This is a genomic window from Acinetobacter sp. YH12156 (assembly GCF_013418235.1).
Classification (GTDB): domain Bacteria; phylum Pseudomonadota; class Gammaproteobacteria; order Pseudomonadales; family Moraxellaceae; genus Acinetobacter; species Acinetobacter pseudolwoffii.
In genome coordinates, this window is the sequence record NZ_VPCL01000003.1 from 94,826 (window position 1) to 112,944 (window position 18,119).

At 43.4% G+C, this 18,119-nt stretch carries 15 protein-coding genes and 1 riboswitch; of the genes, 7 read left to right on the forward strand and 8 right to left on the reverse strand.

Annotated features, from left to right (window positions below):
* Positions 1-14: 14 nt before the first annotated feature.
* The 5 genes from FTU87_RS05300 to FTU87_RS05320 all read right to left on the reverse strand — a co-directional run bounded on the left by FTU87_RS05300 (position 15) and on the right by FTU87_RS05320 (position 6,621).
* Positions 15-1,460, reverse strand: coding sequence for a YdiU family protein (locus tag FTU87_RS05300; RefSeq protein ID WP_180096765.1), 1,446 nt, complete (start codon positions 1,458-1,460; stop codon positions 15-17).
* A gap of 134 nt (positions 1,461-1,594) precedes the next feature.
* A complete protein-coding gene (locus FTU87_RS05305) occupies positions 1,595-2,758 on the reverse strand; it encodes an acyl-CoA desaturase (RefSeq protein ID WP_005095770.1) in 1,164 nt (387 codons plus the stop codon).
* Positions 2,759-3,198: 440 nt separating this feature from the next.
* On the reverse strand, positions 3,199-3,912 hold the full coding sequence (locus tag FTU87_RS05310; RefSeq protein ID WP_100329210.1) for a glycerophosphodiester phosphodiesterase: 714 nt from the start codon (positions 3,910-3,912) through the stop codon (positions 3,199-3,201).
* Positions 3,913-4,054: 142 nt separating this feature from the next.
* On the reverse strand, positions 4,055-4,639 hold the full coding sequence (locus tag FTU87_RS05315; protein ID WP_180096766.1) for a cob(I)yrinic acid a,c-diamide adenosyltransferase: 585 nt from the start codon (positions 4,637-4,639) through the stop codon (positions 4,055-4,057).
* A 95-nt stretch (positions 4,640-4,734) separates the two neighbouring features.
* Positions 4,735-6,621, reverse strand: a complete 1,887-nt coding sequence (locus FTU87_RS05320; protein WP_180096767.1) for a TonB-dependent siderophore receptor — start codon at positions 6,619-6,621, stop codon at positions 4,735-4,737.
* A 36-nt stretch (positions 6,622-6,657) separates the two neighbouring features.
* A riboswitch (cobalamin riboswitch) is annotated at positions 6,658-6,869 on the reverse strand.
* Positions 6,870-7,013: 144 nt separating this feature from the next.
* Between FTU87_RS05320 and FTU87_RS05325 the strand changes: the two genes are divergently transcribed.
* On the forward strand, positions 7,014-7,658 hold the full coding sequence (locus FTU87_RS05325) for a phosphoribosylanthranilate isomerase (RefSeq protein ID WP_100329207.1): 645 nt from the start codon (positions 7,014-7,016) through the stop codon (positions 7,656-7,658).
* Positions 7,639-8,883: a tryptophan synthase subunit beta gene (gene trpB / locus FTU87_RS05330; protein WP_180040504.1), complete on the forward strand. Its 1,245-nt coding sequence runs from the start codon at positions 7,639-7,641 to the stop codon at positions 8,881-8,883. The genes FTU87_RS05325 and trpB overlap by 20 nt, the downstream gene beginning before the upstream one ends.
* A gap of 123 nt (positions 8,884-9,006) precedes the next feature.
* On the opposite strand, the gene FTU87_RS05335 is transcribed toward trpB, so the two are convergent.
* A complete protein-coding gene (locus tag FTU87_RS05335) occupies positions 9,007-10,647 on the reverse strand; it encodes an acyl-CoA synthetase (RefSeq protein ID WP_180040502.1) in 1,641 nt (546 codons plus the stop codon).
* A gap of 233 nt (positions 10,648-10,880) precedes the next feature.
* On the opposite strand from FTU87_RS05335, the gene FTU87_RS05340 reads away from it, so the two are divergent.
* From FTU87_RS05340 to infC, 4 genes are all read left to right on the forward strand, one after another.
* A complete protein-coding gene (locus FTU87_RS05340; protein WP_180096768.1) occupies positions 10,881-12,164 on the forward strand; it encodes a D-arabinono-1,4-lactone oxidase in 1,284 nt (427 codons plus the stop codon).
* 12 nt (positions 12,165-12,176) lie between these two features.
* Entirely contained in the window at positions 12,177-13,346 is a 1,170-nt protein-coding gene (locus FTU87_RS05345; protein WP_180096769.1) for an alanine racemase, read from the forward strand.
* 224 nt (positions 13,347-13,570) lie between these two features.
* Positions 13,571-15,493, forward strand: coding sequence for a threonine--tRNA ligase (thrS, locus tag FTU87_RS05350; RefSeq protein WP_005095787.1), 1,923 nt, complete (start codon positions 13,571-13,573; stop codon positions 15,491-15,493).
* 59 nt (positions 15,494-15,552) lie between these two features.
* Positions 15,553-16,050, forward strand: coding sequence for a translation initiation factor IF-3 (gene infC / locus FTU87_RS05355; RefSeq protein ID WP_004647518.1), 498 nt, complete (start codon positions 15,553-15,555; stop codon positions 16,048-16,050).
* Between the two features lie 43 nt (positions 16,051-16,093).
* Here the strand turns inward: infC and FTU87_RS05360 are convergent, their stop codons facing one another.
* Together FTU87_RS05360 and FTU87_RS05365 are read right to left on the reverse strand one after the other, a co-directional pair.
* Entirely contained in the window at positions 16,094-16,645 is a 552-nt protein-coding gene (locus FTU87_RS05360; protein ID WP_180001465.1) for a hypothetical protein, read from the reverse strand.
* Between the two features lie 103 nt (positions 16,646-16,748).
* Entirely contained in the window at positions 16,749-17,204 is a 456-nt protein-coding gene (locus tag FTU87_RS05365; RefSeq protein ID WP_005095791.1) for an Hsp20 family protein, read from the reverse strand.
* Positions 17,205-17,485: 281 nt separating this feature from the next.
* On the opposite strand from FTU87_RS05365, the gene FTU87_RS05370 reads away from it, so the two are divergent.
* Entirely contained in the window at positions 17,486-18,106 is a 621-nt protein-coding gene (locus tag FTU87_RS05370) for a glutathione binding-like protein (protein ID WP_100355717.1), read from the forward strand.
* Positions 18,107-18,119 lie beyond the last annotated feature (13 nt).

An 18,119-nucleotide genomic window follows, 5' to 3' on the forward strand; every position in this document is an offset into this window, starting at 1 on the left:
TTTGATTCTATTTATTAAGACGAACAACTCACCATCACTTCCGGCACATCACTTGGCAATGGTGCTAAATCTTCAGCATGTTCAAGATCTGGCTGTTTCAGATAAGGCTGGCTGAGCAATTTAAACAAACGATCGACTTCGGAAAAATCATCACGCTCTGCCCGTTCAATGGCTTTCTGTGCCATGTGATTGCGCAGAATGTAATGCGGATTGGCTTGCTTCATGGCGGCATCCAGTTCTTCAATATCCTGATGTGCACGAATAGTTTCATATTGTGTCAGGAAAGCTTCAAACTGACGGCGATCCAGACAATCATCTTTAATAGCGTCATAGTCTTTATTTTGCAGGCGGATAAAACTCTGGGTGTAATCCAGTTGCTCACTTTGCAAGATTCGCAAAAATGCCATCGCACAGTCAAAACTGTCTTTATGGAAACCTGGCAAGCCCATTTTCTGGTTTAAACCGTGTTTGTAATGTTCCAAGAATGTCGGCTCATAATGTTCCAGACAGCCGGCCAGATCCTGTTTCCATTGTTCTTTGTCATAATCCGCAGGGCAGAGGGGAACCAGATTGTTTAACCATTGCCACAAGTTCCAGTGCCCGATACTTGGTTGTTGCTGATAGGTATAACGCCCTTGATAATCCGAGTGGTTATTGATCCAGTTCGGACGGAAGCGTTCCATAAAGCCATAAGGACCAAAGTCCAAAGTCGAGCCGGTAATATTCAGATTGTCAGTATTCATCACGCCATGTGCAAAACCAACCAATTGCCATTTGGCAATCATGACGGCAGTGCGCTGAATAACTTTGGTGGCAAAGCTCAGAATCGGCTGTTCGGCTTGCAGGCATTCCGGATAATGCCATTCAATACATTTCTGGGTAAATTCAGCCAGCAGATCCGGCTGATATTGATTGATCCATTCAAAATGCCCGAAACGAATATGACAGTCTGAGGTACGTAACATCATCGCACCCGGCTCCAGCCTTTCGCGCTGAATACCTTGCATTGAGGAAGTAAAACCTACTGCATTACTGGATGCTACACCCAAAGCATTTAATGCATGACCCGCCAGATATTCACGAATCACTGAACGCAGCACTGCACGCCCATCACCCATACGCGAATAGGGCGTTGCACCCGCACCTTTTAAATGCAGGTCAATAGTCTGACCTTCCTGATCAAGGATCTGTGCAATTAACAGGCCGCGACCATCTCCCAATTGTCCAGCCCATTGACCAAACTGATGACCTGCGTAGACCATGGCCAAGGGTTGAAACTCAGCAAAGACTTTCTGACCACTACACATCTCGACCCATTGCGCTTTGTCTTCATCTGACCATTGCAGTTGTTCTGCCAAAGCTACGTTAAAATGCCCGGCTTTTGCGCCTTTCAACGGTAGCGGAACTTGATGGTGGTAAAGGGCAGCAGGAAGGGTTTGATAACGAGAGTTAAAATACATGGCACTCAGTACAGGCTTGGAATACCTTGACTATAACAAAGTTGCCTGTAGAAAACTGTTGTATAAACGAGAGTTCAAGTTATCTTTCAGACATAAAAAAAGCCCCGATTGGGGCTTTTTTGTGAGCAGTTTTATTAAGATACTGCTGATTTTTTCAAATTACGAACCAGTAAATTCAAGGTTGCCCGGTGATGGGATAAACGCTGTTCAACCAGCTGGAATTCAACTTTCAGTTTGTCATCCATCTGGTGAATTTTTTCTGCCATAGAAGCCTTTTTCACCTGAATTTCTTGCTCTTTTAGTTTGGCCCAGTCATTTAAGGTTTGGGTAAAGGCATCATATTCCTGTGCAATCTTGGTTTTCACAGTAATGATGTCTTCAGAGACATCATGGCCATAGACCGCAAGATCCTGTTCAGCATATTTAAACTTCATTGCCAGTTCTGCTTTTTTGATATTAAAGCTAGGAATACGACGTAAGTTTTTGGCTAAACCCAGTTTAGAACAGGTCCAGATCAACCATTTGGTTGGATCGTATTGCCACCATTTCACGCCATTACGGTAATCGTACTGGAAAATGTGGTGGTAATTATGATAACCCTCACCCCAGGTGGCAATCGCAAGTACGAAGTTGTCACGTGCAGTGTTTTCGTCGGTATAAGGACGATTACCCCACATGTGACACAGCGAGTTGATGAAGAAAGTCACATGATGGCTCAGGATTAAACGCACTAATCCACCCAGCAGCAAGACTCCCCAGACATCGCCGACTGCCCAGCCAATTGGAAGCAAAATAGCAGCATGAACGGCAATCACTAATGGAATATAGTATTTGTCCTGAAACATGACGACTTTGTCTTTTAACAGATCTGGCGCATTTTTATAGTTTGCCACACCTGATGGATAATCACGTAACATCCAGCCGATATGTGCATACCAGAAACCTTTGTTGATCGAGTACGGATCTTGATCCACATCATCGACATGACGATGATGAGTACGGTGACCAGATGCCCAGAACAAGATACTATTCTGTACAGCAAATGTACCCATAATCATTAAGATGATTTTTAATGGTAGAGTGGCTTCATAAGCACGATGTGCCCACAGGCGATGGTATCCTGCTGTAATGCCAAGGCTGCTTACGCCCAGTAAAACAAACATGCTGATCCAAGCGGCGGCGCTAAAATCATGGTGATACGCATATAACGGAATTGCAATCAGGGCGACAATGGGTAATAACACCAATGCAAACACCGCAATCCAGTTAATGGGGGCTTTGGGTAAGGGAGCATTCATCTCCAACAGCACTCCTAGAACCTCGGAAGGTTTAACAAAAAGCAGAAACCACTGTTGATTTTAACAGCAGCCTATCTTGTTTATATTAGCATGTGGCCTATAGCATCACTAGCATTATTGTACGGTTGTATTGTACTTGTCAGTAACAGGATAAGTAGGGCAAAAACGACCATTTTGCCAGTCTAGACGGGGCTTGATTTCCGACTAAGTGACTGAGGATTATCGGTCTTTTAGACTATTTAATTGGGCTAATATTAAGCGATTTAACTGTTCATAATTTCTACAATATTGCCAGAAAATTTGCAGAATATATCTCATAGAAAATTAATTTAACATTCAAGTCGAATCAATCTAAAAGTCAGACACGCTTTAATAGCTTGACATGAAATCGAGCTGTCTTAAATAAAACGATTTGAACTGATCAATAATCAGGCTGTTTTTTAGAGTTGCTGCAGCATCAGTTTTGGGTAATCGGTAATCAGCCCTTGAATTCCCCAATCACGCAGCTCTTTGGCTCGGCTCACATCATTGACCGTCCAGACACTGATATTCAATTCAGCAGCCTGGGTGGCCTGAATCAGGTCTTTGCTGGCCAGCTCATTCATCCAGCCAATATGACAGCAATCCAGTTCTAGCGCCTGATCAATCGCTTGATATTTTAGGTCGGTTTCGATGAGTAAACCGCGTTTTAGCCGGGAATTTTGCTGTTTGAAGGCTTGCAGGACTTTGGCATCAAAACTGGTAATGATGGCTGCCTGCTCATAGCCTTGCAGTTGCTGTGCAACGTCCAGTGCAATTTTCTCAGCCGCAGCTTCGGAATCGACACTTTTGATTTCGACTTCAATATGCTCAAAGTCTCGAATGACATTTAAGGTCTGATTTAAAAGGGGAGTGGCTTCGACTTTATTCCAGTCTGACCAGGTCACAGCATGATTATAGTGTGCAAGATCTTGACGATTGCATTCATATAAATGCTTTTGCAAACCTGTGGTTCGCACAAAATCATCATCATGCATGATGATTAAGGCATTGTCTTTGAGCTGACGCACATCAAACTCAACGGCGCGAATACCGATGTCTTGAATATATTGAAAACCGCCTAGGGTATTTTCAGGGGCTTCGCCACGTGCACCACGATGACCAATTATGCGCATAGACTGCCCATAAATTGAGAAGTTGATTTCATTGTATGCGTGCTATGTGACAAAAAGATGATAAGGCTTATTGTCGTCAGATGCACTGTAAAATCAAGATACATCTGACGCGTATTTTTAGATTTAGAATCAAGAAATAATTCTAGTTTTCGATGCTGTCATTGATATTTTTTTGCCACAGCACTTCTGAACCGCCCTCGCTGCGTTGCAAGGTGCGCGATGCTACAAATAGCCAGTCTGATAAACGGTTCAGCAGTTGTAGCGACGCTGCCTGAATATTCTGGTCGCGAGAGTGGACTGACATCACGCTACGTTCTGCCCGGCGGCAGACTGCGCGCGCCTGATGGGCAAAGCTGCAGACTAAAGTGCCAGCAGGCAGAATAAAGTCTTTGAGCATTGGCAAGGCTTCATTCATACGGTCGATATCATTTTCTAGAAAATCAATCGACACAGGTTGTACCAGATTAAAACCCGGAATACACACTTCACCACCGAGATCAAATAACCAGTGTTGAATCAGGCTTAAAGATTTGTCCCAAGTGGCTTTATCTTCAATCGTGCTTGCTGAAATCTGTGCACGTAATACACCAATCACGGCATTCAGTTCATCCACATCACCAAGCGCATCAATACGTAAGTCATCTTTTGGTACACGTGAACCATCACCGAGTCCTGTTGTACCTGAATCGCCTGTACGGGTATAAATTTTACTTAAACGGTGACCCATGAGAGTTCCTTAAATTTTAGTATGCTGAATATAAAAAGAATCATGCCATAGCGATGACATGATTCTCAAAGTAATTTATTTAAAAAGTAATGAACTTAGTATTTGAGAGTCACACCTGCGGAAGCCAGACGACCACCATTGATGTAAAATTCATCTCCACCGTATGAAGCTGCTTTAAATTTCACATCACCCACATTTTTAATGTTAGTAAATAGTTTGATATTTGGATTGAGATTCCAATAGCCATTTAAGTCTACAGTGGCATAGCCTGGGAGCTCTTTAGAGTCTTTAGTTGCCGAAAATTTTGAGGTTGATTTGGCAATTAATGTCGCACTTAAACCATACACATTATTTTCTAATCCAACAGTCGTAGAAAGAGATTGGCGAGGACGACGAGCTAATTCATAGCCCTTATCTTCATCTTTAGTTTTAACATAAGCATATTCACCACTTACAAACAGTTCATTATTCTGCCATTTAAGCCCCAATTCACCGCCCATCATTTTCGCTTTACTTGTGTTCACATAGGTAGATGAAGATGTTTGAGTCTCCTCATTCCAATCGGATACATAATCAATGAGATTTTTGACTTTGGTCTCGTATACTGAGGCAGATGTTGAGAAACCATAGGCTAAGTCTTGATCAATGCCAATCTCGAACGAAATGCTTTCTTCAGGTTCCAAGTTTGGATTGCCAGTAGTGATATAGGTAACAGGTGTTGGCTTAGTATATGTATCAATAAATGTACTTGCATAAAAAAGCTGATTGCCAGTCGGTGCTTTAAAACCAGTCCCGACATTGGTGTAAACACTGGTTTTGGCATTTAGGTTATATCGCCCTGCGAGTTGACCGACGACATGACTTCCAAACTTGTCATGATCTTCTAAACGTAAACCTGCTTGAGTATGCACTTTATCTGAATCGTAATTATGTTGTGCATAGTATCCAGTACTGTCTAAGTCCTGTTTTTGTCCCAAAATTGCATAACTTTCAATATTTGCTTTCTTTAAACTGGCACCCAAAAGAAAATGCTGTGTATTAGATAATTTCCATTTAGCAGTTAAATCAGCTTCATCACGTTCAGTGTTAAATAGATAGCTATTTCCGGCTCCTAATAATTCATCTTTGAAGTTTGAGTATTGTCCATTCAGTAAAAGGTTCGGTGAAACTTGAGCACTTGCTTTAGCAATAAGGACTTGGTTTAAAAAATCTTGTGAGCCGCCATAGTAAATATTAGTTCCTTCATTCTCACTAAAACTAAGACTTGCACTATATTTTTCTTTATTGAGGCCTAATTTAGCACTATAGCCTTTCTGATCGTATCCCGCGTTTACTTTAGCTTTGTTCGTTACAGGCGTACCATCACTTTCAAGGCGCTGACCTTTAATTTGAGCATATAAACCTGACTGATCTACAAAATCTGCACCAATAATAGATTTATAGGTATGATTTTCACCAATTTCATTGGTTAATGATATCCCTGTTTTTTTAGGTGTAGCAGAAATCACATTGATGACACCACCAATCGCATCTGTACCATACTGAACGGATGCAGGACCTCTTAAGACTTCAATACGTTCAATATCGCTTAAATCTATATAAGGAATATTAGAGCCACCATCTAGAGCGGTATTTAAACTGACGCCATCTTTTAAAAATAGAAGGTGCTTTGGATCTGTACCACGAAGGAACGCAGATGTCGTTTGACCAATACCACCTGATTGCACAATGTTAATAGATGCTTCTCTATTCAGTAGAGAACCTAAATCTGCAATAGGAGATTGTTGAATTTGCTGTTCGCCGATGACTGAAATCCGCGCAGGCACATTTTCAATCTTTTCTTCTGAACGTGTAGCTGTAATAACGATGGTTTCTAAAGATACTTTTGCAGTCGCTTGTTCTTGCGCAAAAACAGATGAAGTAGAACCCAACGCAAGTGCGATTGCACCGACCAAAGCAGTCGGTTGAAATTGAATAGACATAATGTGCTCCATACATTCACTTCCCCGTGAATGATTGAGTGAGAGAACACAACAAGCAGGTTTCCGGACTTAAATGTGCAAAGCAGCGACTTTGCTGTATATCCACCTTCCCACATCAAGATGCAGTGGTGTAAACCGAAGAGTTTAAATTGATAGACGTTTCATTTTTTACCGTTGCGGGGGCAGTGCTGGATTTACACCAGCTTCCCTAAAGCCTGAAGGCTTGGACTTGCTGCAAAGTGAGCGCAGTATAAAGTCAGTATGAGTTATATACAATCTGCATAGAGAATAATCCGGATGAACTTTACGCAAGTCAGAAAAATTGCATTACAATGATTTGCCCCAATCTTATAGATTGTTCAATACATTGGTAGATCTAGAGCCAACATAATATGCGAACCCGTGCCAAAATTTGTGGAATCACCCGAGTCGAAGATGTTCATGCTGTGGTGAACGCAGGTGCAGATGCGATAGGATTCGTATTTTATCCACCGAGTCCCCGAGCTGTTACAGCAGAGCAAGCTGCTCAACTGGTTCAAGCCATTGCACCTTATGTGCAAGTGGTTGGACTGTTCGTGAATCATTCAGCTAATGAGATTCAGGATATCTTGCAAACGGTTCATCTTGATATTGTGCAATTCCATGGTGATGAAACGCCGGAACAATGTCAGACAATCGCTCAACAGGTCGGACGCCGCTGGTACAAGGCCATTCAGGTCAAACCTGATCTTGACGTAGTTACAGAAATTCAACGTTATCAAGATGCTGGTGCGAGTGCAGTGCTGTTAGACGCATGGCATCCTGATCTGAAAGGTGGTACGGGCCACAGCTTCGATTGGGAGACATTTCCCAAACTTGATATTCCCTTGATCTTGGCAGGCGGTTTAAATCCTGACAATATCGAACAGGCAATTCTCACCACACAGGCCTATGCCGTAGATGTGAGTGGCGGTGTCGAGTCCGCAAAAGGTATTAAAGACCAACAACTCATAGAACGCTTTATGCAAGGAGTCCATCGTGGATCAGCAAAATACTAGCCAGAACAGTCAGGCAGTTGACTATACCCAATTCCCGGATGAACGCGGGCATTTCGGTATTCATGGCGGACGTTTTGTGTCAGAAACACTCATGGCGGCTTTAGAAGACTTGGAAAAGCTCTACTTCCGTATGAAAGATGATGCACAGTTTTTGGCAGAATTTGACCGTGATCTGGCGTTTTACGTCGGTCGTCCGAGTCCTTTATATCATGCTGAACGATGGTCGAAAGAGTTGGGTGGTGCGCAAATTTATCTGAAACGTGAAGACCTGAACCATACCGGTTCGCATAAGGTCAACAACACTATTGGTCAGGCCTTGCTTGCAAAATTGTCAGGCAAAAAACGTATTATTGCCGAAACAGGTGCCGGTCAGCATGGTGTAGCAACTGCCACAATTGCAGCACGTTTAGGTCTTGAGTGCGTGGTATTTATGGGCGCTGAAGATGTTAAACGTCAGGCCATGAACGTGTACCGTATGCGTTTGCTTGGTGCGACAGTTGTGCCTGTACAAAGTGGCTCTAAAACCTTGAAAGATGCCATGAACGAAGCCATGCGTGACTGGGTAACCAATGTCGATTCAACTTACTATGTGATTGGTACCGTGGCAGGCCCACATCCATATCCGCAGCTGGTACGTGATTTCCAGTCGATTATTGGCCGTGAAGCACGCCGTCAGATTCAGGAGCAAGCTGGTCGTCTGCCTGATGCCTTGGTAGCCTGTGTTGGTGGTGGTTCCAATGCAATGGGCTTGTTCTACCCATTCCTGAACGATCAAGATGTGCAAATGTACGGTGTAGAAGCCGCGGGTTTGGGTATTGAAAGCGGTAAACATTCAGCGCCATTGAATGCCGGTCATGTCGGTGTACTGCATGGAAACCGAACTTACCTGATGTCTGATAAAGAAGGTCAGATCATTGAAACGCATTCAATTTCTGCCGGTCTGGATTATCCGGGTGTGGGGCCAGAACATAGCTTCCTGAAAGATATGGAACGTGTGAACTATGTACCGATCACGGACAATGAAGCCCTACAGGGTTTCCGTGATTTAACCAAGATTGAAGGCATTATTCCGGCGCTGGAAAGCGCACATGCCATGGCTTATGTGTCTAAACTTGCACCGACCATGGACAAGGATCAAATCATTATTGCGACGGTTTCAGGTCGTGGTGATAAAGACTTGATGACTGTGGCACGTATTGATGGCGTGGAAATGGTTGAGATGTAACTGTTCTGATCAGCCTCTTCCTATGGGATAGGTTTGGAGAAGGTAAGTTAAAAAAAATCGTGCTAAGAAAACTTGGCACGATTTTTTATTGAGTAGATTTTGAAAAAACACACTGGTATGGAATTAAGAAAACTCACCTTCAGCGCGTTCTTTGGCCCATTCGCGTAAAACAAATTTCTGCAATTTTCCGGTCGAGGTTTTTGGAATTTCGGTAATCACAACATCTTTAGGCACTTTAAAACGCGCCAGATGCTGTTTGCAAAATTCTATAATCTCTTCCGCTGTTGCAGTTTGTCCTGCTTTGAGTTCTACAAAGGCACATGGTACTTCCTGCCAGCGTGGATCCGGCTTGGCCACAACAGCTGCCGTTAAAATGGCAGGATGCTGATACAGCACTTCTTCGACTTCTAGCGAGGAAATATTTTCCCCTCCGGAAATAATCACGTCTTTAGATCGGTCAGTAATTTTGGCATAGCCATCAGGCTGACACACGGCCAGATCGCCGGTATGGAACCAGCCACCGGCAAAGGCTTCTGCGGTCGCTTCCGGATTTTTCAGATAACCTTTCATCACGATATTGCCACGGAACATGATCTCGCCCATGGTCTGACCATCATGCGGAACTTCCTGCATGGTGTCAGGATCAAGCACTTTCATACCATCTTGTAGCGGATATGGCACGCCCTGACGTGAATGCAATTGCGCCTGTTCCTGAATAGACAAATCACTCCAGCCAGCCTGTGATGCACAGAGCGCAGAAGGGCCGTAGGTTTCAGTCAAACCGTAAACATGCGTCACATTAATTCCGATATTACGCATGCCTTCAATAATTGCAGCCGGCGGGGCAGCACCCGCCACCATGACTTCGACACGATGGTCAATTTTGGTCTTTTTCTCTTCAGGCGTATTGATCAGCATTGACAGGACAATCGGTGCGCCACAGAAGTAATCGACTTTATGTTCAGCAATTAGTTTGAAAATCAGTTCGGCATCGACTTTACGCAGGCAGACGTTGGTTCCGCCGTTGGCCGCCATAGTCCATGCAAAGCACCAGCCATTACAGTGGAACAGTGGCAGTGTCCATAAATAGGTGGCACGCGGCATCATGCCACAAGCAATGATATTACTGGCGGCATTAATGTAGGCACCGCGGTGATGATAGACCACACCTTTCGGATTACCCGTGGTGCCAGAGGTGTAACTTAAGCTGATCGCATCCCATTCATCTTGAGGCAAATGCCAGTCAAAATTTGCATCGCCTTGGGCAATCCAGTCTTCATATTCGATTTGACCAATACGGCTGTCTTCACCTTCAAACTCTGCATCGGCCACATCAATCACATAGATCTCTTGTGAAACCAGCGCCAGTGCTTCGGTCGCAAGCGCTGTAAATTCAGGGTCGACCAGTAAGACTTTGCTTTCAGCATGCTCCAGCATAAAGGCAAGGGTTTTGGCATCCAGACGGGTATTTAAGGTATTGAGTACCGCACCTGCCATTGGCACAGCAAAGTGCGCTTCAATCATGGCAGGGACGTTAGGCAGCAGGACAGACACGGTATCATTTTTACCGATGCCTAATTTTTGGAGTTGGTTGGCAAACTGACGGCAGCGATTGTATTTTTCACGCCAGGTAATGCGGCGCTGACCATGAATAATCGCATTTTGATTCGGATAGATATAAGCTGCACGATCTAGATAGCGTAAAGGTGACAAGGCTACAAAATTTGCGGGGGTACGCGGTAATTCATCGTATGCGCTAACCATGGTAAAACTCCGTTGTATCGTTATTTTCATATCCTTTTGAAAAGATATGCACTTCTTCGAAATCTTGCATTTATGCTTTAGTCGAGTAAATTAATATAAATTTTAAGTCATTGAATATTAATTAAAATATTTAGCCCTATTTGATTTTTTTGAACCCGTGGGTTCCCATATTTGATTTTTTAGGTATTTTACTCTAATTGAGTCAGTAAAATAATATGAGCCAGAGAATAATAATGAAAATACAACAGGCGAATGCAGTCTGGCGAAACTGGTCAGGGAGTCAGCACAGCGCTCCTCAAGTTTTTCAGCCCAGAGAAATAAGCGAATTACAAGGTTTGGTGAAGTCACAGGCAAAGATTCGTGCAGTAGGTGCGGGGCATTCATTTAGTGCTTTGGCTAAAACCAATGATGTGCTGCTTCATCTCGATCATTTAAAAGGTGTGGTGGCTTTGGATGAGGCAAAAGTTCAATGTACCGTGCACGCTGGTACGCGTTTATATGATTTAGGTGAATATATTGCCCCGATCAATCAAGCTTTACCCAATCAGGGTGATATTGATCAGCAAAGTCTGGCGGGAGCGATTTCCACGGGAACGCATGGCACCGGCATCGATTTACCCTGTTTATCTGCTTTTGTGGACGGTTTTGAATTGCTGACTGCAGATGGAGAGCTGTTGCAATGTGATCGTCAGCAAAATGCGGACATCTTCCAAGCGGGGCGTGTGGCGTTAGGTAGTCTGGGGATATTGACCAAAATTACCCTGCAAAATCGTCCGCGCTATAAATTAAAAGAACAGATTCGGCTGTGTCCATTAAAAGAAGTATTTGCGCATATCGATCAATGGAAACATCAGCACCGGCATATTGAATTTTGGGCATTTCTGCATGCCGATCAGGTCATGCTAAAAACCCTGGATGAAACGGATGATGAAATTCAGCCAAGGCAGGAGAACTGGCCATCTGAAGATGCGTTATTGAGCTTGTGTTCTGAATTGACCCGATTTATTCCTGCATCTAATCCTTATCTGCAAAAACTGCTCAGTGTTTTTGTTAAACCGAGTTGTTATGTAGATTGGTCATCCCGGATTTTTCCGACTCCGCGTCAGACCAGATTTAATGAAATGGAATATCAGCTTCCGGTCGATTCCGGCTTGCAATGTCTGCAGGAGGTTTTAGCCACCTTAAGGAAGCAGAATGTGCCGATGTTTTTCCCGATCGAATTCCGTTATGTCAAAGGCGATGAGATCTGGCTGAGTCCTTTTTATCAGCGTGATTCGGTTTCGATTTCGATTCATCAATTTTATAAACAGGATTGCCGAGCTATTTTCGATCTGGTCGAGCCGATTTTTCAGAAGTATCAGGGACGGCCACATTGGGGAAAGTTGCACAGCATGACAGCCGCTTCGCTGTGTGATCTTTACCCAAAATGGGATGATTTTATGAGATTGCGCCAGCAACTGGATCCGCAGCAAAAATGGCTGAATCCGCATTTACAGCAGTTATTTTTGTCTGAATAGCAGGAGCGAATTATGCAATCGAAGTATTTTCAGCAACTGACCCAAGATTTGCAGCAGCAGGGAACTGGTACACCGCAACTGATTCTGGATCTGGCTCAATATCAGCAGAATCTGGAGATTGTACAGGCAAAAATCCCTGCGCAGCTCAAGCCGCGTCTGGTGGTGAAGTCTCTAGCCAGTATCCCGCTACTCAAACTGGCCAGTGAAAAGCTGAATACCCGACGATTTATGGTATTTCATTTACCCCATCTTTTAGAAATGATGAGAGCATTTGAACAGGCCGATATCTTGCTGGGTAAACCGATGCCAATTCATGCGGTACAAGGTTTTTATCAAAACGTTCCTGAACAAAATAAAGCAAATGATCAAAGCAATATTCAATGGCTGATCGATGACATAAAGCGCTTGAAGCAATATCTGCAATTCGCTCAAGAATCTAATCTTCAGTTAAATATCAATATTGAAATTGATGTCGGCTTACATCGTGGTGGGGTGAGTAGTCAGCAACAGTTAATAGCCTTACTCAAACTCATTCAGCAATATCCCGACGCTCTCAGGCTTTCGGGGTTGATGGGCTATGATGCACATGTCGCCAAATTGCCGAATATTTTGAAAAGCCCCGAAAAAAGTTATCAGCAATCGCAGCAGATTTATCAACAATATAAAAATACTATTCAGCAGCAATTCCCAGATTTATGGCGGGCAGATTTGTGTTTTAACGGTGGTGGCAGTCCGACCTTTATGCAGCATTGCCAGCAGAGTGTCTGTAATGATCTGGCTTTTGGCTCGATGCTGCTCAAACCCAGTGACTTCGATCTGGACAATTTATCCGCTTTAAAATGTGCGCTCTGGATTGCCACACCGATTTTAAAGGTATTGTCTTATAGCCAGATTCCGGGTCTGGAAATGCTGAATCATTTGCCGCATCGGCATAAAGCACTATTTATCTATGGTGGCTATTGGCAGGCAGATTATATTTATCCTGAAAAAAGCCGGCCGCATCTGTTGTATGGTCGCAGTAGTAATCAGGAAATGCTTCAGGTACCTAGGCAATGCAATATTCATGTCGATGATTATGTGTTTTTAAGGCCGACACAAAGTGAAGCCATCATTCCGCAATTTGCCCAGCTCTATGTTTATCGTGAGAGAACATTTATTGAGTGGCAGACTTTCCGGGAATAACCACATTTTGAATTAAGAGATGAGCCTAAGTCTTTAAAGATCAGGGAAAGATTTGGGGGTAAATCTGATTTTTATTGGGGAAAAGGTTTAATCATGCGGCCAAGCCGTGTAAAATTCGAATCGATTTTATTTATCCACCGTTTTTATCTTTTGAGGTTTTCCTCGATCATAATCTCGCGGTGACATGCTCCATGGTACGGGGCATCACTCCTTAAGGATTTCTTATGCCAATTATCACTTTGCCAAATGGCGATCAAAAACAGTTTGATCAAGCCGTATCTGTGATGGACGTTGCACTCAGCATTGGTCCTGGTCTTGCAAAAAATACCGTTGCTGGTCGTGTAAATGACCGTTTAGTGGATGCGTCTGATCTCATCACTGAAGATGCAACCTTACAAATTATTACGCCTAAAGACGAAGCCGGTGTCGAAATTATTCGTCACTCTTGCGCGCATTTGGTGGGTCATGCGGTTAAGCAACTGTTCCCAGAAGCAAAGATGGTCATTGGTCCGGTCATTGAAGAAGGTTTCTACTATGACATCTGGATGCCACGTCCATTCACATTAGACGACATGGCAGCCATCGAAGAGCGTATGAAAAAGCTCATCGATCAAGACTATGATGTTGTGAAAAAAATGACCCCGCGTGACGAAGTGATTGCAGAATTCACAGCGCGTGGCGAAGAATACAAATTACGCTTGATCAACGACATGCCTGAAGAAACACAAATGGGCTTGTACTACCATCAAGATTACTTGGATATGTGCCGTGGTCCGCACGTTCCAAATACCAAATTCTTAAAATCGTTCAAGCTGACTAAAATCTCGGGCGCTTACTGGCGCGGTGATGCGAAAAACGAACAATTACAACGTATTTATGGTACAGCGTGGGCAGACAAGAAACAGCTTGCAGCTTATGTAAAACGTATTGAAGAAGCAGAAAAACGCGATCACCGTAAAATTGGTAAAGCGCTAGACTTGTTCCATATGCAAGAAGAAGCACCGGGTATGGTGTTCTGGCATCCGAACGGCTGGACCATTTACCAGGTACTTGAACAATACATGCGTAAAGTTCAGCAAGACAACGGCTATGAAGAAATCCGTACCCCGCAAGTGGTTGATTTCACGCTGTGGGAAAAATCAGGACATGCTGCCAACTATGCAGACAACATGTTCACCACGCATTCTGAAAACCGTAACTACGCGGTTAAACCAATGAACTGTCCTTGTCACGTACAAGTGTTCAACCAGGGTTTAAAATCATACCGTGATCTTCCGGTACGTCTGGCAGAATTTGGTTCATGTCACCGTAACGAGCCATCAGGTTCTTTACACGGCATTATGCGTGTACGTGGCTTTACCCAAGATGATGCGCATATCTTCTGTACCAAAGAACAGATTGGGCCTGAAGTTGCAGACTTTATCAAATTGACACTCGACGTATACAAAGATTTTGGCTTCGAAGAAGTACAAATGAAATTATCAACACGTCCTGAAAAACGTGTCGGTGATGACAAACTTTGGGATATGGCTGAAAAATCTTTAGCAGATGCTTTAGATGCTGCGGGTCTTGAATGGGAGCTTCAGCCGGGCGAGGGTGCATTCTATGGTCCAAAGATTGAATTCTCTCTGAAAGACTGTCTGGGGCGTGTCTGGCAGTGTGGTACCATTCAGTGTGACTTTAACTTGCCAGAACGTTTAGATGCGTCTTATGTCACAGAAGATAACGACCGCGATCAGCCAGTAATGTTACATCGTGCAATTCTTGGCAGTTTTGAACGTTTTATTGGTATACTGATTGAACACTACGCAGGTTTCATGCCACCTTGGTTGGCGCCGATGCAAGCGTGTGTGATGAATATTACCGATTCTCAGGCAGAAGCATGTGAGTCAGTTGTCGCAAAACTTAAAGAAAACGGTATTCGTGCAATTTCTGACTTGAGAAATGAGAAAATCGGCTTTAAGATTCGTGAACGTACTTTAGAGCGTATTCCTTACTTACTGGTACTTGGGGACCGTGAAGTTGAAGAAGGTACAGTAAACGTCCGTACCCGCTCAGGAAAAAATTTGGGTACTATGTCAATCGATGCTTTCGTTGACCTAGTAAAAGCAGCCGTTGCCGAACGCGGCCGGTACATTGTGGAGTAACAGCGATTAAACAGCCTGACCGTAATCAACAGGGCGGTAACAAATCAAACCGTCCTGCCTTGAATGATGAAATTCGTGCGAAAGAAGTCCGTCTTGTAGACGAAAATGGTGAGCAAAAAGGGATTGTAAGCTTAGCTGAAGCCCTGCGCGCAGCAGAAAGTGTGGAACTTGATCTTGTCGAGATCGTAGCCAATGCTGAGCCACCAGTATGTAAGATCATGGACTTCAACAAGCATTTGTTTGATCTTAAGCAAAAGCAGAAAGAAGCGAAGAAAAAACAACATCAAGTCCAGGTGAAAGAAATCAAGCTACGCCCGGGTACTGATGTTGGTGATTACAACGTAAAACTACGTGCAATCATCAAGTTCCTTGAAGAAGGTAACAAGGTGAAAATCACCCTTCGTTTCCGTGGCCGTGAAATGGCGCACCAACAGTTGGGTCTGGCTCAATTGCAAAAAATTGAAGCTGACGTGGCTGAATTCGGTACTGTTGAACAGATGCCGAAAATGGAAGGCCGTCAAATGGGTATGCTGCTTGGTCCTAAAAAGAAAAAGTAAGCACTCATGAAGCGAACAAAGCCCTGCAGATGCAGGGCTTTTTTTATGCCCTAAAATTCCAGGCAGTTTGTATGGCCTGCATAATCTGTTGAGCCTGTTGCCGGGAAAACATTGACAATTGAATCCGGAAAAACCCGAGACAGATTTGGTTGATCAGACCAGGCTGGCATAATCTAAAATCTAGCGTGCCATCGCGTTGACTGATGACATGCGCTGGAGTTCTACTCAGCCAGCGCTTGAGATGGGCTTTGAGAGAATCGTATCGCGGATTCAGAAAGCTATAGTGTACCGAGTGCCGTTTTAAGCAGAGGCTGATCCGGAAACCGGCCAAAGTATAATAAATTGCCTGAGACGTTATTTTTAGTTTGGTTCCCAGCATGAGCAACGAAAAACCAAGAAAGCCGCCGATATAAACATAAAAGCCAGGCGATTCCTGCCATAAAAATAACAATCCTTGCAGAAAGCTGGAATTGCTACGCAGACTGCTTAAATAAAAAATGCTGAATATGCCAACCGGATAACAGAGTAGTAAATATCCGATAGCGCGCATGATCGGACTACTCTGATGAAACAGGATTTTTTCTGACGCGTTCATAGCTTATTTTTATGATCATAAAGCGTATTATTTTAATGAGCTTAGAGAATCTGGAGTCAAAAAGAAAGGCCCTTTTGGGCCCTTCTTTTAAGTCAAATCCAGCTTATTCAACTGATTTTTCATCATTTTCGATCAGCAGTTTATTGCCAATCGGAATTTGGCGCGGCAATTTCTCTTCTGGAATGATACGTTGCAAGTCAATGATCAATAGACCATTTTCATAATCTGCCTGTTGTACTTCAATATATTCATCCAGACGCAAAGACAATTTAAATGTACGTCGTGCAATGCCTTTGTGCAAGAATTCGGTATGGTCATTGCTCTGGTTTTCAGGCTTACCTAAAATGGTCAGTAACTTATTTTCCAGACGAATGTCGAGTTCTTCTTGACGGAAACCCGCAGTTGCGACCACAATCCGATAATTATTTTCGCCATGCTTTTCGATATTATACGGGGGATAATTCGGCGCATCACTTTGCATGGCATAGTCAATAAAGTCATTCAAGCGATCAAAACCGATACTACGACGAAACAGAGGATGAAGATTTAAGTTGCTCATGATTAGAACCTTCTCGATTAAGCAAAGTTATAAAAACAAGAAAATAAGATCTGTCATGTCAGACATCGACAGTACATAAGATTGACGCAATCCTTATGCACAAATAAATATGTGTCTGCTGTAAAAATTTTCAAGATAAAAAATAAAAAAATACATGAATTTTTATTAAGATAATGATATTTATATAAAAATATTTTTAAAATACAGACTTGTTGTTTCTGGCTGAATCCTCTATGTTGAATGCATCATGGCATAGATAAAGTGCAGGGAGTATTAAAAAAATGATCGATTTATATTATTGGGGCACCCCCAATGGCCATAAAATTAGCATTGCTTTGGAAGAAATGGGGCTGAAGTATCAAATTTTTCCGATTAATATTCTGGAAAATGACCAGTTCCAGTCTGACTTTCTGGCTATTTCTCCTAACAATAAAATTCCGGCGATGGTCGATCAGGAAGGGCCAGATGGCCAGCCGATTTCAATCTTTGAATCGGGTGCGATTTTGCAGTATTTAGGTCGTAAAACCGGCATGTTCTATCCGACAGATGAAATCAAACGTATTCAGGTAGAACAATGGCTGATGTGGCAAATGGGTGGACTAGGCCCGATGCTTGGGCAAAATCATCACTTTAGCCGTTTTGCGCCTGAGCGTATCGCCTATGCCACCGAGCGTTATGTCAATGAAAGCAAACGTCTGTATGGCGTGCTAAACAAGCAGCTGGTCGGGCAGGATTATGTGGCTGGTGAATACTCGATTGCCGATATGGCGATATTCCCGTGGTTGTTGCGACACGACTGGCAGCAGATTAACCTGGCAGATTATCCTGAAGTGGCTAAATATATCGATCGCTTGAATGCACGTCCTGCAGTTCAGAAAGCGCTTGCTATACAGGTCAGTTAAGCTGCAGCCTTTA